The 19,610-nt window shown below is 64.6% G+C and carries 19 protein-coding genes; 6 read left to right on the top strand and 13 right to left on the bottom strand.

Annotated features, from left to right (window positions below):
- Positions 1-36: 36 nt before the first annotated feature.
- Complete coding sequence (locus PKA57_RS00170) at positions 37-951, bottom strand: LysR family transcriptional regulator (RefSeq protein WP_324296896.1); 915 nt, start codon at positions 949-951, stop codon at positions 37-39.
- A gap of 197 nt (positions 952-1,148) precedes the next feature.
- Here PKA57_RS00170 and PKA57_RS00165 point away from each other — a divergent pair, with 197 nt between their 5' ends.
- Entirely contained in the window at positions 1,149-2,147 is a 999-nt protein-coding gene (locus PKA57_RS00165) for a nitronate monooxygenase family protein (protein WP_324296895.1), read from the top strand.
- Positions 2,148-2,224: 77 nt separating this feature from the next.
- Here the strand turns inward: PKA57_RS00165 and PKA57_RS00160 are convergent, their stop codons facing one another.
- Positions 2,225-2,941 carry a Crp/Fnr family transcriptional regulator gene (locus tag PKA57_RS00160; RefSeq protein ID WP_324296894.1) on the bottom strand — a complete coding sequence of 239 codons (717 nt, stop codon included), beginning with the start codon at positions 2,939-2,941 and terminating at the stop codon, positions 2,225-2,227.
- Between the two features lie 93 nt (positions 2,942-3,034).
- On the opposite strand from PKA57_RS00160, the gene PKA57_RS00155 reads away from it, so the two are divergent.
- The gene (locus PKA57_RS00155) at positions 3,035-3,874 is read left to right on the top strand and encodes a TauD/TfdA family dioxygenase (protein ID WP_324296893.1); all 840 of its coding nucleotides are present in this window, start codon (positions 3,035-3,037) and stop codon (positions 3,872-3,874) included.
- Positions 3,875-3,963: 89 nt separating this feature from the next.
- Positions 3,964-4,833 carry a TauD/TfdA family dioxygenase gene (locus PKA57_RS00150; protein WP_324296892.1) on the top strand — a complete coding sequence of 290 codons (870 nt, stop codon included), beginning with the start codon at positions 3,964-3,966 and terminating at the stop codon, positions 4,831-4,833.
- 11 nt (positions 4,834-4,844) lie between these two features.
- Here PKA57_RS00150 and PKA57_RS00145 read toward each other — a convergent pair whose 3' ends face one another.
- From PKA57_RS00145 to PKA57_RS00125, 5 genes are all read right to left on the bottom strand, one after another.
- The gene (locus PKA57_RS00145) at positions 4,845-5,750 is read right to left on the bottom strand and encodes a DMT family transporter (RefSeq protein WP_324296891.1); all 906 of its coding nucleotides are present in this window, start codon (positions 5,748-5,750) and stop codon (positions 4,845-4,847) included.
- A 215-nt stretch (positions 5,751-5,965) separates the two neighbouring features.
- Entirely contained in the window at positions 5,966-7,207 is a 1,242-nt protein-coding gene (locus tag PKA57_RS00140; protein ID WP_324296890.1) for a serine hydrolase domain-containing protein, read from the bottom strand.
- 91 nt (positions 7,208-7,298) lie between these two features.
- Positions 7,299-7,586, bottom strand: a complete 288-nt coding sequence (locus PKA57_RS00135) for a hypothetical protein (RefSeq protein WP_324296889.1) — start codon at positions 7,584-7,586, stop codon at positions 7,299-7,301.
- Between the two features lie 26 nt (positions 7,587-7,612).
- Positions 7,613-8,905 (bottom strand): Glu/Leu/Phe/Val dehydrogenase, encoded by a 1,293-nt coding sequence (locus PKA57_RS00130; RefSeq protein WP_324296888.1) that lies wholly within the window; start codon positions 8,903-8,905, stop codon positions 7,613-7,615.
- Between the two features lie 14 nt (positions 8,906-8,919).
- Positions 8,920-9,963 (bottom strand): serine hydrolase, encoded by a 1,044-nt coding sequence (locus PKA57_RS00125; RefSeq protein ID WP_324296887.1) that lies wholly within the window; start codon positions 9,961-9,963, stop codon positions 8,920-8,922.
- Between the two features lie 214 nt (positions 9,964-10,177).
- On the opposite strand from PKA57_RS00125, the gene PKA57_RS00120 reads away from it, so the two are divergent.
- A complete protein-coding gene (locus PKA57_RS00120) occupies positions 10,178-12,145 on the top strand; it encodes a cellulase family glycosylhydrolase (RefSeq protein ID WP_324296886.1) in 1,968 nt (655 codons plus the stop codon).
- Here PKA57_RS00120 and PKA57_RS00115 read toward each other — a convergent pair.
- On the bottom strand, positions 12,142-12,927 hold the full coding sequence (locus PKA57_RS00115) for a DNA-binding transcriptional regulator (RefSeq protein ID WP_324296885.1): 786 nt from the start codon (positions 12,925-12,927) through the stop codon (positions 12,142-12,144). The two genes, PKA57_RS00120 and PKA57_RS00115, sit on opposite strands and share 4 nt — an antisense overlap.
- A 182-nt stretch (positions 12,928-13,109) precedes the next feature.
- Between PKA57_RS00115 and PKA57_RS00110 the strand changes: the two genes are divergently transcribed.
- Entirely contained in the window at positions 13,110-13,685 is a 576-nt protein-coding gene (locus PKA57_RS00110; RefSeq protein WP_324296884.1) for a DUF1214 domain-containing protein, read from the top strand.
- Positions 13,682-14,215 (top strand): DUF1254 domain-containing protein, encoded by a 534-nt coding sequence (locus PKA57_RS00105; protein ID WP_324296883.1) that lies wholly within the window; start codon positions 13,682-13,684, stop codon positions 14,213-14,215. Before PKA57_RS00110 ends, PKA57_RS00105 begins: the two co-directional genes overlap by 4 nt.
- Before the next feature lie 19 nt (positions 14,216-14,234).
- On the opposite strand, the gene PKA57_RS00100 is transcribed toward PKA57_RS00105, so the two are convergent.
- The 5 genes from PKA57_RS00100 to PKA57_RS00080 all read right to left on the bottom strand — a co-directional run bounded on the left by PKA57_RS00100 (position 14,235) and on the right by PKA57_RS00080 (position 19,516).
- The gene (locus PKA57_RS00100; RefSeq protein ID WP_324296882.1) at positions 14,235-16,328 is read right to left on the bottom strand and encodes a S9 family peptidase; all 2,094 of its coding nucleotides are present in this window, start codon (positions 16,326-16,328) and stop codon (positions 14,235-14,237) included.
- Between the two features lie 10 nt (positions 16,329-16,338).
- Positions 16,339-16,764, bottom strand: a complete 426-nt coding sequence (msrB, locus tag PKA57_RS00095) for a peptide-methionine (R)-S-oxide reductase MsrB (protein ID WP_324296881.1) — start codon at positions 16,762-16,764, stop codon at positions 16,339-16,341.
- Between the two features lie 60 nt (positions 16,765-16,824).
- Positions 16,825-17,277: a MaoC family dehydratase gene (locus PKA57_RS00090; RefSeq protein WP_324296880.1), complete on the bottom strand. Its 453-nt coding sequence runs from the start codon at positions 17,275-17,277 to the stop codon at positions 16,825-16,827.
- A gap of 140 nt (positions 17,278-17,417) precedes the next feature.
- On the bottom strand, positions 17,418-17,900 hold the full coding sequence (locus PKA57_RS00085) for an OmpA family protein (RefSeq protein WP_324296879.1): 483 nt from the start codon (positions 17,898-17,900) through the stop codon (positions 17,418-17,420).
- Positions 17,901-17,965: 65 nt separating this feature from the next.
- A complete protein-coding gene (locus PKA57_RS00080) occupies positions 17,966-19,516 on the bottom strand; it encodes an AMP-binding protein (RefSeq protein ID WP_324296878.1) in 1,551 nt (516 codons plus the stop codon).
- Positions 19,517-19,610 lie beyond the last annotated feature (94 nt).

The raw sequence follows: 19,610 nt of genomic DNA, 5'->3' as shown, positions 1-19,610 counted from the left end.
CGCACAAGAAATGTCGAGGCGCCTGTTCACATATGATCATCGCCCGGCGAGAAGCGCCCTGTCGGCCTTGGCTCTCGCGGCGATGAAATCGACCGCCGCCCGCACGGGCGGCGTGTCCTTGAGATCGGGATGCGTCAACAGCCAGATGTCCGTCGCGCTGTAGAGCTTTTCCGGCGAGATGCGGACGAGTTGCGGAAAGCTGTCGCCGGTGAGGCAGGTGAGCGCCGAGATGCCGACGCCCGCCAGCGCCGCATAGGCCGTGTCGAGTTGCGAGGAAAAGCGCAGATGCGTCGGCGCGTTGCGCGTCACATGCTGGCTCCAGCGGGCAAGCTCCTGGTTCGCGGCCGATCCCGCGAAGCCGAGGATGACGTGATCGGCCCATTCTTCGCGCCGCGCGGGCAGGCCATGCTTCTCCGCATAATCCTTCGATGCGTAGAAGGCGACGCCGAGCCGCCCGATCTTGCGGCCGACGAGGTTTTCCTCGCCCGGCCCATAGAGCCTGATGACGATATCGGCCTCGCGGCGGCGCACGCTCGCAGGCCAGGACTCGGTCACGAATTCGAGTTCGATGCCCGGATATTGCGAGCGGAAGGCGGGCAGATGCGGCACCAGCCAATGCCCTGCGATGCCAGGGGCGGTGGAGATGCGAACCGTGCCGCGCGGCTCGCCGTCATCCGCGGTGGCGGCGCGGACGGCGCGTTCGGCGGCCATTGCCATGGGCTCGACCTCGGCGCGCAGCCTCTCGCCCGCCGCCGTCAGCGCATAGCCGGCCGGCTCGCGCACGAAGAGCTTGGTGCCAAGCTCCTTTTCGAGCGCGGCGACGTGGCGGCCCACCGTCGCATGGCTGAGCCTCAGCTTGCGGCCGGCGCCGGAAAGGCTCTGCGTCTCTGCGACTGCGAGAAAGATGCGATAGGCGTCCCAGCCGCCCGCAAAGGCCCCGTCTTTGTTCATCGCTGAACATCCCGTTGTCTGTTTGCGCGGAAAGATGAACCCGTCCGCCGGGGATTTCAAGCAATCCCGCACTGACGCTGGGGAATGGGAAGGGGCGGGCGCGCCTGCGAATGCAGGGTGCCGTTCGATCCGCCATTCTGCTAGAAAGGGAGCCATCTAAATCATTGGGCCATCGGGCCATCTGAGGGAGAAACAACGTGCTCAAGACAAGATTTACGGAACTGTTCGGCGTCGAACATCCGATCGTGCAGGGCGGCATGCAGTGGGTCGGCCGCGCCGAACTCGTCGCGGCGGTCGCTAATGCGGGCGCGCTCGGCTTCATCACCGCGCTGACGCAGCCGACGCCCGAGGATCTGGCGAAGGAGATCAAGCGCTGCCGCGAGATGACCGACAAGACGTTCGGCGTGAACCTGACCATCCTTCCGGCGCTGAAGCCGCCGCCCTATGCCGAATATCGCGCCGCGATCATCGAGTCGGGCGTCAAGATCGTCGAGACGGCGGGCTACAAGCCGCAGGAGCATGTCGACGACTTCAAGAAGCACGGCATCAAGGTCATCCACAAGTGCACGGCGGTCCGTCATGCGCTTTCGGCCGAGCGCATGGGCGTCGACGCGATCTCGATCGACGGCTTCGAGTGCGCGGGTCATCCCGGCGAGGACGACATTCCGGGCCTCATCCTCATTCCGGCTGCTGCCGACAAGGTGAAGATCCCGATGATCGCCTCGGGCGGCTTCGGCGATGCGCGCGGCCTGGTGGCGGCGCTGGCGCTCGGTGCCGAAGGCATCAACATGGGCACGCGCTTCATGTGCACGGTCGAGAGCCCCATTCACCAGAAGGTGAAGGAGCAGATCGTGGCCAATGACGAACGCTCGACCGACCTTATCTTCCGTACGCTGCACAATACGGCGCGCGTCGCGAAGAACGTGGTCAGCCAGGAAGTCGTCGCCATCGAGAAGAAGGGCGGCGCCAAGATCGAGGACGTCGCGCATCTCGTCGCGGGCGCGCGCGGCCGCGTCGTCTATGAGCAGGGCGATCCCGAATACGGCATCTGGTCGGCCGGCATGGTGCAGGGTCTCATCCACGACATTCCGACTGTGAAGGACCTCGTCACGCGCATCGTCGCCGAGGCGGAGCAGATCATCGCTTCGAGGCTCAACCGCATGGCGGGCATCTCCATCGCCCGCGCGGCCGAGTAAGCACGAACGCCGAGTTTGGAACCGGGATCACGTCCGGGGTGACAGCAGAGTTTGCGGAACGGCATTCATCCTGTCTGTCATGCCGGACCTGATCCGGCATCCATCTTCACCACGCGGGCGAGGCCGTCCGCATCGCGAACGGTGATCTCCCTGTAGCCGAGCGCGACGATGCCGCGCTTCTCGAAATCGCGCAGGATGCCGTTGACGGTCTTGCGCGAGAGCCCGGTGAGTTCGGCAAGCTCGTCCTGCCGCAGCGGCAGCACCGCCATGCCGCCATCGCCCCATACCGTCGCATAGGCATGAAGTCTCGATGCGAGCCGCGCCTGAGGCGAAAGGCGCGCGCGCTCCGCGTTGATCCTGACGGCCGCTGTGAGCTGCTCCGTGGCAAGCTCCGCGAAGTGAAGCCAGAGCGAGGGCAGCTCGCGGGCGATGGCGGCCAGCGCCTGCTGGGGGATGAAGAGAATTTCCGAGCGCTCCCGCGCCACCGCCGTGGTCACGCGCCGACCGCCCAGAACCTGCGCGGCATAGCCGAAAATGCTGCCCGGGCCCGAAATATTGACGGGAACATTCTCGCCATTGTCGAGCCAGACATAGGTGGTCACCGAGCCGCTGAGCACGCCGTAAAGCCCGTGCGCTTCATCGCCCGTGTCGTAAAGCCAGCGTCCCGTCTCGACGTTCGAGACCTGCATATGCTCGATGAGCCGGCGGCGAAGCTCGGCCGGCCGGCGGCGGAACCAGCCATTGCGGGCGAGCGAGGCGGCAATGCGGTCTTGCGGGTTTCCTGCCCGGGGCATGACAAATCCAGAATGTTACCAGAGTGACAATCTTCACCCGCTTCGGGGCTAACCTCAAGCCGGCTAGAGTCACATTCGGGAGGAGACGGGAAGATGTCATTCCAGACGCCGACGGTAAGGAAGCTCAGTGCGGGCTGTGGCGCGGAGGTGCTGGGGGTCGACCTCAGAAAGCCGAGCAACAGCGATATGGAAATCATCCGCGACGCCTATCGCGATTACGGCGTCATCTTCTTCCGCGATCAGCAGCTCACGCCGGAGGATCACATCGCCTTTGCGCGTCGCTGGGGCGAGATCGACATCAACAAGTTCTTCCCGGCCAATGGCGAGTATCCGGAAATCGCGGAGGTAGGGAAGGAGAAGGAGAAGAAAACGAATATCGGCGGTGGTTGGCACAGGGATCTTTCCTACGATCCTTCGCCCGCCATGGGCTCGATCCTCGTCGCGCGCGTACTGCCGAAGGAGGGCGGCGACACGCTCTTCTCCAACATGTATGCCGCCTATGAGGCGCTGTCGGACGGGTTGAAAGAGACGCTTTCAAGCCTCAAGGCCGTGCACTCCAATGCGATGGCCTTCGGCGCGGCCGGCTTCTACAAGAACAGCGACCAGAGCGCCGGCTTCAAGGGCGAGAACCTCATCGGCCAGGCGGTGCATCCCGTCATCATCACCCATCCTCTGAGCGGGCGTAAGGCGCTTTACGTGAACCCGGCCTTCACGACGCATTTCGAGGGCTGGACGCCGCTCGAAAGCAGGCCGCTTCTCGATTTCCTCTACGCCCATGCGGTCCGCCCGGAATTCACCTGCCGCTTCCAGTGGCGCGAGGGCTCGGTCGCCTTCTGGGACAATCGGGCGACATGGCATTACGCCGCGAACGACTATCACGGCAGCAGAAGGCTTCTGCACCGCATCACCATCGGCGGCGTGCCGCTCGGCTGAGCTTTCACAGGCTTGCCTTCGCGTCCGTACATGGCAGACTGCCTCGCAACAGCAAAAGCCCGCAAGGAAGGGCCATGAGGGAGGACGTCATGACGGCAGCGATGGCTGGCAAAGCGGCGATCACGGTCACGCCGAACGAGAACGGCTTTGGCGCGGCGATCACGGGCCTCGATCTCTCGAAGCCCTTGGCCCCGAATGTGCTCACCGAGGTGAAGGATGCCTGGGCGCGCCATTCCGTCGTCTGGTTTCCGGACCAGCCGCTTACTCATGACGAGCTTGAGGCGTTCACGCTTCAGATCGGGCCGTTCGGCGTCGATCCTTTCATCAAGCCGATGGAAGGGCGCCCGCATATTCTGGAACTGCGCCGCGAGCCCGACGAGAAGGCGCGCAATTTCGGCGCCGGCTGGCATTCGGACTGGAGCTTCCAGGAAACGCCGCCCGCCGCGACCATCCTCCATTCCAAGGTCGTGCCTCCTGTCGGTGGTGATACGCTCTATGCCGACTGCTACCGCGCCTATGACGCGCTTTCGGACGAGATGAAGCGCGTGCTCGGCACGCTCACGGCGATCCATTCGGCGGCGCTGCCCTATGGCACCGATGGCATTTTCGCGCATGAAAAGGAAAAGCGCACGATGGAGATCGTCGTGAGCAAGGAGGCGGAGAAAACCTTTCCGCATCCGCTGGTGCGCACCCATCCGGTGACGGGCCGCAAGGCGCTCTTCGTGAGCCCTGTCTATACGCTGGGCATCGAGGGCATGAAGCGGGAGGAATCCGCCGCCATTCTCGGCTACCTCTACACGCATATGACGAAGGACGAATTCGTCTATCGCCACAAGTGGCATGAGAACATGCTCACCATGTGGGACAATCGCTGCACGCTTCATTACGCCGATGGCGGCTATGACGGCCATCTGCGCGTCATGCACCGCACGACGGTTGCAGGCGAGCGGCCGGTCTGACCGGGCGGCGTTCAGCGCAGGAAGAGCAACAGCAGCAGCCCGCCGATCACCAGCGCTATGCCCGCAAGTTCGAGGCGCGCCGTCTTTTCGCGAAAGAGAAAATGCGAGGAGGCGAAGGTGAAGACGAGCTCGATCTGGCCGAGCGCGCGCACATAGGCGGCGTTCTCGATCGTCATCGCCGTGAACCATCCGATCGACGCGAGCGAGCCCGCGATGCCGACGCCGGAACTGACCTTCCAGTTCCTCATCGTGCCGGCGAGTTGCGCGGGCTCGCGCCAGCCGAGCCAGATCGTCATGACGATGGTCTGGATGACGAGCACGGTGACGAGCGTGAAGCCGGCCGGTATCAGGAAATCGGAGCGCCCGAGCGAGAGCGACGCCGCGCGATAGGCGACGGCGGCGATGCCGAAGCCCGCGCCCGAGCCGATGCCCATCAGCGTCGCGCGGTCGCTGAGGGTGCGCAGGAAATTCGCAAGCGTGAGATGCGACTTCGCCATCGAGATGGCGATGACGCCGGCAAGGCTCACAAGGATCGCCGCGGTGGCGCCGAGGCTCGGCCGGTCGCCGAGCACGATGACGCCGAAAAGCGCTGCCTGCACCGTCTCTGTTTTCGAGTAGGTCGTGCCGACGGCGAAATTGCGATAGGCGAAAAGCCCGACGAGAAGCGCCGTGCCCCAGATCTGCCCGAGCCCGCCCACGATGCAATAGAAGAGGAAGGTCCAGTTGGGCGCGGGTAGCTCATGCCCCGTGATTGCCACAAGGCTCCAGAGATAGACAACCGCGATAGGGAGCCCGAAGGCGAAGCGCACATAGGTCGCGGCGACGGCGGAAAGCTCGCCCGTGAGTTGCTTCTGCAGCGTCGAGCGCATGTTCTGCAGGAAGGCGGCGGCGATGGTAAGCGGTATCCAGAGCGGCATGAGTGGAAGGTTCGGGGTGAGATTCAGGGAAAACGAATTTCTTTCATTGTCAGCCCGTGGTCGAGCGCTTCGTCCCTATTTGTCATGCCGGGCTCGTCCCGGCATCCAGGGGCCACCTAGCGCCGACCTTGCCGCCATGGACCCCGGAATCCCGGCCTGCGCCGGGACAGGCAAGTCCGGGGTGACGGCAAGAGATTGGGACGAGCGATGCGCCGTCACTCCTCTATCGCCGCATAGACGAGCTGCTGAAGCTGCGGCCGCAGCGGATAGGTGCTCGACGGCATGAGCTGCGTCATCAGAATGGCGACGAGATCCTCTTCCGGGTCGATCCAGAAATAGGTGGAGGCGGCGCCGCCCCATGAAAGATTGCCGACTGAGCCCACGGCCTGTGCCTCGGCCGGATCGAGGATCACCTGAAATCCGAGCCCGAAGCCCGCGCCGTCGCCCGCAAGCTCGCTGAAGGCCGCCGTCGACATCTCCTTCATGGTCTTGCCGCCGGGCAGGTGGTTGAGCGACATGAATTCGATGGTCTTGGGCGAGACGAGCCGCGTGCCCTCGAAGACGCCACCATCGAGGATCATCTGACAGAAGCGCCAATAATCCGTCATCGTCGAGACGAGGCCGCCGCCGCCGGAGAGGAACTTGCGCGGACGCGCATAGACGCTCGTCTCGTCGCCGCGGTCGATGGCGCGGACGGCGCGCGTCCTGAAGTCCTTTTCGTAATTGGTGGTGAAGCGGCCGAGCTTTTCCTTCGGCACGTGAAAGCCCGTATCGTTCATGCCGAGCGGCGCGAAAATGCGGCTCGCAAGGAATTCGTCGAGTGGGCGGCCGGAGAGCACTTCGACGAGATAGCCGCAGACATCGGTCGAGACGGAATAGTTCCACTGTTCGCCGGGCGAGAAGAGAAGCGGCAATTCGGCAAGCCGCGCCACCATTTCCTTGAGCGTGATGTCGCCGGTCGCGGCGCCGTCGATGCCGCGCTGGCGATAGAGCTTCGCCACCGGATGCCCGGGCATGAAGCCATAGGTGAGGCCCGATGTGTGGGTGAGGAGATCGCGGATCGTCATTTCGCGCGCGGCGGGCTTCGTCTCGTATTTCTCATGCGTGCCGCCCGCCCAGACGCGCAGGCCCTTGAATTCGGGGATGTAGCGCGAGACGGCATGGTTGAGCTGAAAATGCCCCTCCTCATAGAGCATCATCAGCGCGAGGCTCGTGATCGGCTTCGTCATCGAATAGATGCGGAAGATCGAGTCGCGTTCGAGCGGCAGCCCGCTTTCGCTGTCCCGCTGCCCGATCGTTTCGAAATGCGCGATCTCGCCATGACGCGCGACGAGCGTCGAGATGCCCGCGACTTTTCCCTTCGCAACATAGGAGCCGAAATAGTCGGGAATGGCGGCAAGGCGTGCGGAACTCAGTCCCACATCTTCCGGCCGGGCGATCTTCGCAGCGACGTTCATCGGCATTCCTCCTCCGCATATGGTGGAGAAAGCATAGGGCGGATTTGGAAAAACCGCCTGCGGGAATTGCCGGCCCCGGAAGGAGGCCGCGCTATCGGCTCAGGGCGATGAGGCGGAAGAGATCGTCCGGCCGCCTTGCCTCGAAGGCAACTGCCTCGCCCGCGTCGGGGGCAAGGTCGATCGCTTCCCAGCCCTCGCCAGTCTTTTTCAGCCGGTAGCAAGGATCGAACTGCCCGCAACGCAGCACAAGCACGCTGAACCCATGCGCCGCGTCATGGCGAAATTCGAGATCGAGGGGAGAGCCGTCCGCCGCGGCCATGAGCCTGCGGCGGTCGTGTCCGGTCACGAGATCGGCCGGGAAGGGGAGGACGTTGTCCAACCTCACATCTCCCCGGCCGAAGCCATTCAGACGGCAGCCCGGCGGCCCGCCGTCTCGGCGACCGGCGAGATCACCGCCGTCGTCGCTTCGATGGCGGAGGTCAGGCGGCCGAGGCCGACGATATAGGCGGCCGTGCGGAGCGGCACCTTGCGCGTCTCCGCCACCTTCCAGACGATGTCGCCCTGGGCGTTCATCCGGTTTTCGAGTTCGCGGTGCACGCGCTCCAGCGTCCAGCGTTCGCCCTGGCGGTTCTGCACCCACTCGAAATAGGAAACGGTGACGCCGCCGGAATTGGCGAGAATGTCCGGAATGACGGTGACGCCCGCCTTGTGCAGAAGCGCGTCGGCTTCCGGCGTGACCGGGCCGTTGGCGAGTTCGAGAACGACCTTGGCGCGGATGCGTTCGGCATTGCCCTCATGGATGAGGTCCTGGAAGGCTGCGGGCACCAGCAGCTCGCAATCGACGCTCAGCATCTCGTCGGGGTCGATCTGGCGCGTCGCGCCGGTCGCGCCGTTGCGGACCGACATGCCGGACGCCTTGAGCTTCTCCAGCGCCGCGACATCGAGGCCCTGCGGATTGAAGATCGCGCCGCCCGAATCGCTGGCGGCGACGATGGTCCAGCCGCTGTCGACGAGAAGCCGCGCCATGTGCGCGCCGGCATTGCCGAAGCCCTGGATCACCGCGCGGCGCGGACCGTTGTCGAGGTCGAGACGGCCGCAAAGATGCTCCAGAAGGTTGAAGCCGCCGCGGGCCGTCGCGTCGTCGCGGCCGAGCGAGCCGCCCAGCGCGAGCGGCTTGCCAGTGATGACGCCGGGCACGACCTGGCCGACGATCTGGTTATATTCATCGGCCATCCAGCCCATGATCGTGGCATTCGTCGCCACGTCCGGCGCCGGAATGTCGCGGTCCGGCCCGATGAAGCGGGCGAAGGCGCGGATATAGGCGCGAGACAGGCGCTCGAGTTCCGTCACCGAAAGATCGCGCGGATCGACCCGGACGGCGCCCTTGCCGCCGCCATAGGGAAGTCCGGCCACGGCGCATTTGACGGTCATCCAGAAGGCCAGCGCCTCGACCTCGTCGGCCGTGGAGAGATGATGAAAGCGAATGCCGCCCTTGGTCGGGCCGCAGGAATCGTCGTAGCGGCAGCGCCAGGCTTCGAACGATTTCAGCGAGCCGTCATCCATGCGGATGGTGAGGCGAGCCTGCAACAGCTCGCGCGGCAGTCGGAGCCGCTCCATCGTATCGGGAGAAATTTCCACATGGCGCGCCGCTTCGTCCAGCCGTTGCAATGCGCGTTCAAACTCACTCTCTGCCATCATTCAATTTCACTTGTTCAGTTTCGGAAACAATCAGCGATGTCGGCAAGCCAGCGTTTGACATTGTTCTTCATCGCGGCGGGTGTCTTGCCGTTACGCACGAGGACCATGTCGAGTTGCGGCACGAGGACGATGTATTGCCCGTCGTAGCCTTGCGCGGAGAAGGAACCCGGACCCGCCAGGCCGAGCCACCAATGCGCACCGTAGGGCCCATCCTCAGTCGGCTGCTGCCAGGTGGGCGTTCGTGCATAGTCGATCCAGCGGCCGGGAAGCAACCTTTTTCCCTCCCAAACCCCGCCTCTGAGGTAGAGAAGGCCGAAGCGGGCGAAGTCCCGGGGGGTCGCAAAACAGAAGGAAGAGCCGATAAAAGTGCCCGCCTTGTCGAATTTGGGCCTCGCGGACCTCATTCCGAGGGGGTCGAGGAGCCGCCGGCGCATGAAAGCCTCGAAATCCGGCCCGAAAGCGTCGGCAGCCTGCGAGGCGCAGCGGCTGACTATGTTCGTCGTCCCGCTGGAATAGGAAAAAAAGCTCCCCGGCGCATGAGCGAGCGGGAAGGAAGAGGCGAAATGGGCCACATCGTCCTTGCCCTTGCCCCAGAGCATCTCGATCACGTCCGAGGGGTGGTCCGGCGCATAATCCTCGACAAAGGCAAGGCCGCTCGACATGCGCAGCAAAAGGTCGAGCGTGATGGCACGGCGCGGATCGCCGGCCCGTTCGCGCCATTCCCGCACATCCGCAGGTTGCATGATGTCGAGTTTACCCTCGTCGACGAGAAAGCCCACCAGCGCCTGCGTGATGCTCTTGGCCATCGACCAGGAATGGCAGGTGACATCGGGCCCGTATCCGGCCCCGTAGCGCTCCAGAACGAGCCTTCCGTGCTGGATAACGACGAGCGCCTGCGTTTCGCCGAGATCCTCAGGGGGCGTGGCGGCAAAGGCGTGATCGACGAGCCGGGCGAGTTTCGCCTGGTCGGCGCTCGCGTGGAGATCGCCGATGGGCCATTCGTCCGTGGGCCAGGGTGTGCCCGAAGGCTGCGCCGGAAGCGGCGGAAGACTGCTCATACGCTCTCGTAAATTGGTGAGGGGCGCAGTCTAGTGCAGCCGTCCCGCCAGGTCGAACCGTTGCGGCACATTTTTGCCGTTGGTGGCCGAATCGACGCACCGCCGCGCCTGTGGATAAGTTTCGCCCCGGGCATGGCCGACAGGCATCGCGGCCGCCCGTTGTGCTGACGGCCCATGAGGTTATCCTGAACGGAGATAACCGGGGAGGGATCACATGACGTTGCCGAGATTGCAGATCGACGGGGAATGGTTCGTAGGCGAGGATCGCCGGACGCATATCCTGCGCGGGGTCAATCTGGGCGGCGACTGCAAGGTGCCTTTCACGCCGAACGGCCACACCAATCTCCCCACGGACTTCTCCGACCACCGCACGGTTTCCTTCATCGGCCGCCCGTTTCCGCTCGACGAGGCGGCGGAGCACTTCGCCCGGCTGAAAGCCTGGGGCTTCAACTGCCTGCGCCTGCTCACCACCTGGGAAGCCGTGGAACATGCCGGGCCCGTACAATATGACGAGGCCTATCTCGATTATTTCGCTACGCTCTGCCGAATGGCCGACGACCATGGAATGTTCGTCTTCGTCGATTTCCATCAGGACGTCTGGAGCCGGATGACGGGCGGCGACGGCGCGCCGGGCTGGCTTTTCGAGGCGGTGGGCCTCGACTTCACGAAGTTCCATGCGGCGGGCGCCGCCCATGTGATGCAGTACAAATATGATTTCGCACGGGGCGGCAGGCAGGAAGAGCGCTATCCGACCATGACCTGGTCGCAGAACTACCGCTACCCGGCCAACGCGCTGATGTGGACCTTCTTCTTCGCCGGCCGGACCTTCTGCCCCGACTTCATGGTCGAGGGGCGGAACGTGCAGGACTTCCTCCAGGAGCACTATCTCGGCGCCATGGAGGCCGTGGCCCATCGCCTGAAGGGGATGAGCAATGTCATGGGCTTCGACTCCCTCAACGAGCCGGGCTCGGGCTATGTCGAACAGCGCCTGAGCTACCGCCATGTCGCGCCGAGCGAGTTCAACCGCTTTCCGCCGCGCCCCGGCCTTGCCTGGTCGGCGCTCGACGGGCTCGCCGTCGCGCGCGGCCTTACGCGCGACATTCCCGATCTCAAGGTCGACAGGCAGCAGGGGAAGGTCGTGCCCGCGGGCGATGTGCGGGTGAATGGAGGGCGCGTGCCGATCTGGCTCGATGGCAGTGAGTGCCCCTTCGAGCGCGCGGGCGCCTACAGGCTCTCGGGCGACAGCATCGAGGCCGTGGACGAGGAATTCTTCGTCATGCGGAACGGGCGCAAGGTCGATATGGAGCATGATTTCATGTCGCCCTTCTTCCACCGCGTCGCCGAGCGCATCCGCGCCATCGATCCCGACTGGCTGCTCTTTGCGGAACTCGACGCGGCGCGTGTCGGCCACGGCTTTCCGGCGGACGCGCCGCGCGGCACCGTCAATGCGAGCCACTGGTACGACGTCGTCACCCTCTCGACGAAGGAGTTCAATTTTCCGGTCTGGGTGAACCCCTATTCGGGCCGCACGCTCGAGGGTGCTGAAGCGATCGAGGGCGCCTATACGCGCCAGCTCGGCTTCATCAAGGAAACGGCGAAGACGCTCAATGACGGCACCGGCGCGCCGACGCTCATCGGCGAATTCGGCATCCCCTTCGATCTCGATCACGCCGCAGCCTACAAGGCGTGGGCTGCCGGCGATCATGGCCCGAAGCCCTGGGAGCGCCATGTCATCGCGCTCGATCTCATGTACAACGCGCTCGACACGCTGCTCATCTCCTCGACGCAGTGGAACTACACGGCGTCGAACCGCAACGATCAGGCGGTCGGCGATGGCTGGAACCAGGAGGATCTCTCCATCTACTCGGTCGACCAGCGCGGCAACTCGAACGACATCAACAGCGGCGGCCGCGCGCTCGAAGGCTTCGTGCGCCCCTATGCCCGCGCCATTGCCGGCCGCCCGCTCAAGATGAAGTTCAAGCGCGAGACAGGCGCCTTCCGCTTCGTCTATGAGGCGACGGGCGAGGGCGAGACGGAAATCTTCGTGCCGAAGCTGCAATATCCGAACGGTTTTGCGATCGAGGTCGAAGGCGGCGACGTCACGCGCCGGGATGAGAACCAGTCCGTGCTTGTCCATGCCGACGTGCCGGGCAAGGTCGGGATCACGATCACGCGGCTCTAGGCGGGTTTTTCGTCGAGCGTCGAGGCGATGGCGGCCGCCGCGTCGCGCATCGAGCCGAGGTAGCGCCGTGCCGCTTCCTCCTCGCTCATGGCGGAGCCGAAATAGCGCATGGTCATGCAGGCGACGACATTCGGCCCCTGCATGACGGGAACCGCGAGCCCCGTGGCGGGATCGCCGCGCAGTGGCGCCGTCGATGCGAAGCCGCGCGCACGGATGGTTGCAAGGAGGCGCATGACCGCGCGCTCGTCCCGCGCCGTCCGGTCGGCGCGGGCAGGGGAGGCGCGCAGCATGGCGAGGATCGTCTCCCGCTCCTCGTCGGGGCAGAAGGCGAGATAGGCCCGCCCCAGCGCCGAGACGAGCATGGGAAGCCTCGTGTCGAGATAGTCGGGATCGGTGCTGAAGGGGCTCGCATGCCGCGTGCCCGCGCGCACGATCATGGCGTCGCCATCGAACGTGGCGAGTGCGACCGGCCATTTGTGCCTCGCGGTGAGCGCATAGAGGAAGGGGCGCGCCGCCTCCACCACCCTGTCGGTGTGGCGGAAACCGCCCGAAAGGCGCAGCACGCGCTCGGCGAGGCTGTAGCCCGCCCGCCGCGACACACGGCGCACATAGCCGGCCGCGATCAGCGTATCGAGCAGACGCACGAGCGTCGGCTTCGGCAGGCCCGTTTCTTCATGGAGCCTGCCGAGCGGCATCACCGTTTCCCCGTTCAGCGCTTCGAGAAGCCGCAGCGCCCGGATCACGGGTTCGATGGGCGCCTTGTCCGTCGCGCTGTTATTCATTCTGTCTTTCCTCCCGGTGTCAGCGGAAGTCTAATTCCGTATCGCGGAATTTCCTAAAGTTTCGATCTGCCTCTGCGGCAGGTGGCGCTAGGTTTGCGGCAGGTGCCGATTCTGCCGGATGTACGGCATGGAAATACGGCAGGTTGATCGCTATCCGGCCGCGTCCGGGGAGAATGTTGAACATGAAAGCCATCGCCTTCTGGGGCGGCGTTCTGGCTCTGGGCCTCGTGCTCGGCGTCGGCTCCGCCTTCTACACACTGAAAAATGGCGCGCTCAGCGGAAACGTCGCTGTCGGGCCCTGGGGCACGGGCACGAGCTTCGGCAGCGCCGAGGCCGATATGTACACGCGCGCCCGCGTCGCGCTCTTCGGCCTCCTCGCGCTCGATAAGAAGGAGACGATGTACTACACCGCGCTGCACGACAGCGACGGTGGCGAGCTTTCGGGGAGCTGCACCTACCGCGTCGAGGGCAAGGATCTCGCCACGCGCTGGTGGAGCATCACCGCCTATGGGCCGGACAGTTTCCTCATTCCCAATGAGGCGAACATCTATTCCTATGCACAGACGACGGTGAAGCGCGAAGCGGACGGAAGCTACATCATCCGCGTTTCGCCGGAGAAGCAGGAGGGCAACTGGCTCCCCGTGAAGGCGGGCGAGAAATTCGATCTCACCGCGCGCTTCTACAATCCGGAAGCCTCCGTCTACGCCAATCCCGCCGCCGCCGAGCTGCCGCGCATCGTGAAGGAGAGCTGCAAATGAAGCGTCTATCGATCTTCGTGCTCGCGACCCTCGCGGTTGCGGCGGCTGTCCATGTGGCCACAGTCTGGGAACTGCCGCGCTTCATCATGTCGAAGGCCATGACGAAAATAGCGGGCAATGCGCAAGCGAACCTCATGCTCGAGCCGCCGCTTTCCGACGCAACCGCGCGGGCGGTCGTGCGTCCGAGCCCCGATCTCGCATATTCGATCTGTGTGCTCGACCTTCAGAAGACGCCGGTGCGCGTGCATGTGCCGCTGACGGCGCCCTACACGTCGGTGGCGTTCTATTCATCCGCGACCGACAATTACTTCGTCCGCAACGACCGCGAACTCGAAGGCAGGGATCTCGATGCCATCGTCGTCGCGCCGGGCGCGGCGAAGCCCGCCTCCGTGCCCGCCGGTGTCGAAGTGATCGAGGCGCCGACGGAGAACGGGCTCGTCCTCGTCCGCCGCGTCGTGGAAAGCCCTGAGGCTTTTCCCGCGCTCGACGAAGTGCGGAAGAAGGCGACATGCGCGCCCTTCGAGGGGTGAGCGCGGACGAGCGGCGCGATCAGGCGCGCTCGGAAATGCCCAACGCGAAGGCATAGACGAGCGCGACTTCCTTCAGCCTTTCAAAACGGCCCGATGCGCCGCCATGTCCCGCTTCCATGTTGATGCGGAGTAGTGTGAGCCGCGCATCGGTGCGCAACGCGCGGAGCTTCGCCGCCCATTTGGCGGGCTCCCAATAGGTGACGCGCGGATCGGTGAGGCCGCCAAGCGCGAAAATGTGCGGATAGGCTTGCGCCCGCACATTGTCATAGGGGCTGTAGGAGGCCATGTAGCGATAGGCTTCCTCATTCTCGATGGGGTTGCCCCATTCGTGCCATTCGGGCGGCGTGAGCGGCAGCGAGGCATCCAGCATCGTCGCCAGCACATCGACGAAGGGCACTTCCGCGATGATGCCGTTGAAGAGATCGGGCGCCATATTGGCGACCGCGCCCATGAGCATGCCGCCCGCGCTGCCGCCATGGCCGACGATCCTGCCGCGCGCGGTGAAGCCTTCCTTCGCGAGATGCTCGCCCGCGGCGATGAAGTCGGCGAAGGTGTTGCGCTTCTTCAGCAGCTTTCCGTCCGTGTACCAGCGATAGCCCTTTTCCATCCCGCCGCGAATATGCGCGATCGCATAGACGAAGCCGCGATCGACGAGCGAGAGCGCGGTGACCGAGAAGGATGAGGGAATGCTGATGCCGTAGGAGCCATAGCCGTAGAGAAGGCATGGCGCGCTGCCGTCGAGCTTCGTCGTCCGGGCGTAGAGAAGCGAGATCGGCACCCGCTCGCCATCCGCCGCCGTGGCGAAGATGCGCCGCGTCACATAGTCGGCGGGGTTGTGGCCGGAAGGCACTTCCTGCCGCTTCCGCAGCACGCGCGCCCGCGTCTCCATGTCGTAGTCATAGACTTCGGACGGCGTCGTCATGGAGTTGTAGGAAAAGCGCGTCGTCGCCGTGTCGTATTCATAGCCGGGCGCGAGATTGAGATCGTAGGCTTCCTCGTCGAAGGCGATCTCGTGCTCGCTTCCATCGGCGAGGCGCCGGATGACGATGCGCTGAAGCCCGTCGCGCCGTTCCATGCGCGCATGGTGGTCGCGATAGGCGACATGCGAGAGGATGAGCGTTCCGGGGCGATGCGGCACCACATCGCGCCAGTTCGCCCGCTCCGGCGCCGCTACGGGCGCTTCGACGAGCTTGAAGTCCTCCGCGCCATTGGCATTGGTGAGAATGAGAAAGCGCCCGCGTGCCTCGTCATGCTCGATGTCGTATTCGACACCATGCTCCCGCGCGCTGACGAGCCGAGGCGGCGTGTCGGGCGCATCGGCCGGGATGAGGCGAAGCTCGCTCGTCTGGTGGTCATGCGTGTCGATGACGAGATAGCGCCCGCTCTGCGTCTTGCCGACGCCGACATAAAAGCCGATATCGCTTTCCTCATAGACGAGCTGGTCTTCGGCTGCGGGCGTGCCGACGATGTGGCGGAAGACCTTGAGCGGCCGGTGCTCCTCGTCCACATGCACATAGAGAAAGCTCTTGCCCGCCGCGTCCCAGGCAATGCCGGGCGATGTGTCGGGCACCTCGTCGGCGAGGTCCTTGCCCGTCGAAAGATCGCGCAGGCGCAGGCTGAAATATTCCGAACCCTTGCGGTCGGCCGACCATGCGAGGAGGCGATGATCGGGCGAATGATCGGCATCGCCGATGCGGAAATAGGCTTCGCCCTCAGCTTCGGCGTTGCAGTCGAGAAGCGTTTCCTCCGTGCCGTCCGGCTGCCTCCGCGCGAAGACCGGCTGCTGCGCGCCTTCCCGGTAGCGCGTGAAATAGGCATAGGCGCCATCGGGCGCGGGAACGGAGCTGTCCTCTTCCTTGATGCGTCCCTTCATCTCGGCAAAGAGCGTCTCGCGCAGCGCGGCGAGCGGAGCCAGCGCCTCGTCCGTATAGGCGTTCTCTGCCTCGATATAGGAGCGGATGTCGGGCGCCAGCTTTTCGGGCGCGCGCATCACCTCGCGCCAGTCGGGATCGCGAAGCCAGGCATAATCGTCCGTTCGCGTGATGCCGTGATGCGTGTCGGATTGCGGGCGGGCGTCGGCTTTCGGCGCCTGCGCCGGAGGTGTCAGTTTCATGGATCGGGTGTCACGGAGCTTCCGGCTCGTCGTCCGGGCGGAAATCGAGTGCGGTGCCGTTCATGCAGAAGCGCAGGCCCGTCGGGCGCGGTCCGTCGGGAAAGACGTGACCGAGATGCGCCTCGCAGGTGGCGCAGAGCGCCTCGACGCGGCGCATGCCATGCGAGACGTCCTCGCGCTCCTCGATCAGACCGGCCTCGATCGGCGCGAAGAAGCTCGGCCAGCCGGAACCGCTTTCATACTTGGTTTCGGAGCGGAAGAGCGGGGCGCCGCAGGCGACGCAATGGAAGGTTCCCTTGCGATGCTCGTCGAGCCAAGGCCCGGTAAAGGCACGCTCAGTTCCGCACTGGCGCGTGACCCTGTATTGCTCGGGCGTCAGTTCGGCGCGCCATTCCGCATCGCTTTTGACAATCTTCGGGCGCGATGTTTCGGACATGAGCCGCCTCCTGTGGTGAAGCCCCGCGCCTCCGCGATGAAGGCGCGGGGAAAAGCCGTCTTATTCGAAAACGAGGCTCAGCGTCTCGGCAACCATGGCCGGCCGCTCCTGGCCTTCGATTTCCATCGTCACTTCATTGGTGAGCTGATAGCCGCCCGACTTCGGCTGGGCGTCCTTCAGCTTCACGCGCGCGCGGACCTTGGAGCCGACGGGCACCATATTGGTGAAGCGCACCTGGTTCGAGCCGTAATTGATGCCGCGCGTCACGCTCTTGATCGTGCTCACCTTGCCCATGAGGAAGGGCAGGAGCGAAAGCGTGAGATAGCCATGCGCGATGGTCGGCATGCCGAGTTCCTTCTGCGTCCGCTCCGGATCGATATGGATCCACTGGTGGTCGCCCGTCGCATCGGCAAACTTGTTGATCCGGTCCTGATCGATCTGGACCCAGTCGCTGACGCCGATTTCCTTGCCCTTTTCGGCAATATATTCGGCAACCGTGTTGAAAGTGCGCATCCGCAAGTCTCCGTCGTGCTTTGGGAGTGATGAAGTCTGGAGGCCCGGCAAGGGGCCTTTGACGGTTAAACTAGCCCGTGGGGCAGGGGAGCGCCAACCCGTAATCGGGATCGCCGATCGCGGCGCGCGCCTTGCCGCGCTCAGAAGGACAGCCTCATGCGGACCCGGCGGTCATCCTCTGAATCGGATGTCAGCGCCTCTTCGAGCCAGCCCCAGGCTTCGCCTTCCGTCACGATCACGATCTTGCTGCTCGGCCAGCCCAGCGCCTCGAAGGCGTGAGCCACATTTTCGGCGCGCTTGCGCGACAGCCGGACATTCGCCGCCGCATTGCCGGTCTTGCTCGACTTGCCGAAGAGGCAGAGCTGGCCGGCCTGCTTGCCCTTGGCGAGCCCGTGCACATAGGAGATGCGCTCATGCCCGTCCGGCCTGATGCGGCTCGAATTGGTATCGAAGTAGACGTAGTAGTCCTGCGTGAAGGCGCGGCCGGCGCCCGGATTGTTGCGGCACCGCCCGCCATAGGTCGAGACTTCCGCGGCTTGCGCCATCTGGGTGTAGTCGGCCACCAGGAACAAGGATGCAGCTGCAAGGCCGGTGGCGGCCAGCGCGAGACGTGCGATTTTCATATGAGCCCCCGCGAGATTCGCAGGTTCCATAATAGCACAAGTCGCGCGCCGGCCGCCGCCGTGCGTCAGACGATCTTGGAGTCCTTGTTGCCCCAGTAGCGGTCGCGGATGAGGCGCTTGTAGAGCTTGCCGGTCGCATGACGCGGCAGCTGCTCCTCGAAGTCGATCGAGCGCGGACATTTGATTGCCGAAAGCTGGCTCCGGCAGAACTCCAGAAGCTCGGCCTCGAGCGCGGGGCCGGCATCCTTCCAGTCCACGGGCTGAACGACCGCCTTCACCTCTTCGCCGAAATCCTCGTTGGGCACGCCAATCACCGCGACGTCCGCGACCTTCGGATGCAGGACGAGAAGGTTCTCCGCCTCCTGCGGGTAGATGTTGACGCCGCCGGAGATGATCATGAAGGCCTTGCGGTCGGTAAGGTAGAGATAGCCTTCCTCGTCAACCCGGCCGATGTCGCCAAGCGTGGTCCAGCCCTTCGGGTGGCGCGACTCCGCCGTCTTCTTCGGGTCGTTGTGATACTCGAACTGGGCCTCGCTCTCGAAATAGATGACGCCCGCCTCGCCGACGGGAAGCTCGTTGCCCTCTTCGTCGCAGATATGAATGATGGCGTTGAGCGCCCTGCCGACCGAGCCCTTGTGCTGCAGCCACTCTTCCGAGTTGAGCGCGCAGAAGCCGTTGCCCTCCGAGCCCGCGTAATATTCATAGATGACGGGGCCCCACCATTCGATCATCTGCTCCTTGACGGGGATGGGGCAGGGGGCGGCGGCGTGGATCGCGACCTTGAGCGAGGATACGTCGTATTTCAGGCGCACTTCCTCCGGAAGCTTCAGCATGCGGATGAACATGGTCGGCACCCACTGGCTGTGAGTGGCCTTGTACTTCTCGATGAGCTGGAGAGCGCCTTCCGCGTCGAAATGCTCCATGACGATGACAGTGCCGCCGAGGCGCTGCACGGTCATGCACCAGCGCAGGGGCGCGGCGTGATAGAGGGGCGCGGGCGAGAGGTAGATCGAGTTCTCGTCCATCGCATAAAGGAGCGCGCCAAGCGTGGTGAGACCCGTCGGCTCGTCGATGGCGCCGCCCGTGAGCGGGTGCTTGACGCCCTTCGGCCGCCCCGTCGTGCCCGACGAGTAGAGCATGTCGGTGCCCGCCGTCTGATCGGCGATGGGTGTCACGGGAAGCTTCGCCCGCGCATCCTCGTAGGATTCGTAGCCGGCGATCGCGCCGCCCACGGAGAAGAGCCGCTCGACCTTCGGCAGATGATTGCCGTCGATGAGTTCGCGCGCCACAGTCTCGAGCGACTGGGAGACGAAGAACATCCGCGCGCCGCAATCGGCGGCGACATAGGCGATCTCGCCGGCCGTCAGCCGCGACGAGATGCAGGTGAAGTAGAGGCCCGCGCGCTGCGCGCCCCAGCAGATCTCGAAGTAGCGTGCGTCGTTCTCCATGAAGATGGCGATGGCGTCGCCCGGCTTGAGGCCGGCTGCACGGAAGAGATGCGCCGTCTGGTTCGAGCGTTCGTCGAGTTCCTTGTAGGTCACCGTTTCGCCCGTCGCTGCCATGATATAGGCGGGTTTCGTGGGCGTCTTCTGAGCGTGGATATAAGGGTGCATCAACTCGTCTCCCGGAGAGGCAATGGCCGGACTTCGCTTTTTTGCGGGTCCGTTGTTATATCAGGGCCGGACCGATCTGCGGGCCCCATTTTGCGTG

Origin of the sequence: Parvibaculum sp. (genome assembly GCF_035325945.1) — a bacterium.
Taxonomy (GTDB): domain Bacteria; phylum Pseudomonadota; class Alphaproteobacteria; order Parvibaculales; family Parvibaculaceae; genus Parvibaculum.
This window is presented reverse-complemented; position numbering and strand designations above follow the sequence as displayed.

What these genes read in the sequence shown, in the direction of transcription:
- PKA57_RS00170 (WP_324296896.1), bottom strand. Translation starts at nt 951, where the DNA reads ATGAACAAAGACGGGGCCTTTGCGGGCGGCTGGGACGCCTATCGCATC.
- PKA57_RS00160 (WP_324296894.1), bottom strand. Translation starts at nt 2,941, where the DNA reads ATGCCCCGGGCAGGAAACCCGCAAGACCGCATTGCCGCCTCGCTCGCC.
- PKA57_RS00155 (WP_324296893.1), top strand. Translation starts at nt 3,035, where the DNA reads ATGTCATTCCAGACGCCGACGGTAAGGAAGCTCAGTGCGGGCTGTGGC.
- PKA57_RS00150 (WP_324296892.1), top strand. Translation starts at nt 3,964, where the DNA reads ATGACGGCAGCGATGGCTGGCAAAGCGGCGATCACGGTCACGCCGAAC.
- PKA57_RS00145 (WP_324296891.1), bottom strand. Translation starts at nt 5,750, where the DNA reads ATGCCGCTCTGGATACCGCTTACCATCGCCGCCGCCTTCCTGCAGAAC.
- PKA57_RS00140 (WP_324296890.1), bottom strand. Translation starts at nt 7,207, where the DNA reads ATGAACGTCGCTGCGAAGATCGCCCGGCCGGAAGATGTGGGACTGAGT.
- PKA57_RS00130 (WP_324296888.1), bottom strand. Translation starts at nt 8,905, where the DNA reads ATGATGGCAGAGAGTGAGTTTGAACGCGCATTGCAACGGCTGGACGAA.
- PKA57_RS00125 (WP_324296887.1), bottom strand. Translation starts at nt 9,963, where the DNA reads ATGAGCAGTCTTCCGCCGCTTCCGGCGCAGCCTTCGGGCACACCCTGG.
- PKA57_RS00120 (WP_324296886.1), top strand. Translation starts at nt 10,178, where the DNA reads ATGACGTTGCCGAGATTGCAGATCGACGGGGAATGGTTCGTAGGCGAG.
- PKA57_RS00115 (WP_324296885.1), bottom strand. Translation starts at nt 12,927, where the DNA reads ATGAATAACAGCGCGACGGACAAGGCGCCCATCGAACCCGTGATCCGG.
- PKA57_RS00110 (WP_324296884.1), top strand. Translation starts at nt 13,110, where the DNA reads ATGAAAGCCATCGCCTTCTGGGGCGGCGTTCTGGCTCTGGGCCTCGTG.
- PKA57_RS00105 (WP_324296883.1), top strand. Translation starts at nt 13,682, where the DNA reads ATGAAGCGTCTATCGATCTTCGTGCTCGCGACCCTCGCGGTTGCGGCG.
- PKA57_RS00100 (WP_324296882.1), bottom strand. Translation starts at nt 16,328, where the DNA reads ATGAAACTGACACCTCCGGCGCAGGCGCCGAAAGCCGACGCCCGCCCG.
- msrB (WP_324296881.1), bottom strand. Translation starts at nt 16,764, where the DNA reads ATGTCCGAAACATCGCGCCCGAAGATTGTCAAAAGCGATGCGGAATGG.
- PKA57_RS00090 (WP_324296880.1), bottom strand. Translation starts at nt 17,277, where the DNA reads ATGCGCACTTTCAACACGGTTGCCGAATATATTGCCGAAAAGGGCAAG.
- PKA57_RS00085 (WP_324296879.1), bottom strand. Translation starts at nt 17,900, where the DNA reads ATGAAAATCGCACGTCTCGCGCTGGCCGCCACCGGCCTTGCAGCTGCA.